Annotated in this window: 1 protein-coding gene; it reads left to right on the forward strand. The window is 66.1% G+C overall.

What is annotated here, in order from left to right:
• Positions 1–511: isochorismatase family protein (locus J4G38_RS27830; protein WP_226164052.1), on the forward strand; the 511-nt coding region annotated here is incomplete at both ends.

The raw sequence follows: 511 nt of genomic DNA on the forward strand, positions 1-511 counted from the left end.
TTTCAATTCGCCACGCTGCGCAGCCACGACACGCAGACCGTCATCAACAACGTGGTGGGGGTCGCCAAAGCGGCGAAAGGCTACGGCGTGCCCACGCTTTTGTCCACCGTCACGGAAGCGCGCGGGGGGCTCATCCTGCAGCAGCTGCAGGAGGTTTTCCCGGAGCAACAACCCCTCGACCGCACCTGGATCAATGCCTGGCAGGACGAGCGGGTGGTAGCGTGGGTGGCAAAGACCGGCCGCAAAAAGCTGGTCGTGGCCGCGCTGTGGACCGAGCTGTGCCTGGCCATGGTCGCCATTCAGGCCGCCGGCGAAGGCTACGAGGTGTACGTGGTGACCGATGCCTCGGGCGGAATCAGCCCCGAAGCCCACGAGATGGCCGTTCAGCGCATGATTCAGGCCGGGGTCACGCCCATTACGTGGATGGTCTTTTCGGGGGAGCTGCAGCGCGACTGGGCCCGGACGGCCACCACGCCGGCCCTGGGCGAAAACCTGATTGCGCACGGGGGGA

The sequence above is a fragment of the Hymenobacter terricola genome, assembly GCF_017921975.2.
Classification (GTDB): Bacteria; Bacteroidota; Bacteroidia; order Cytophagales; family Hymenobacteraceae; genus Hymenobacter; species Hymenobacter terricola.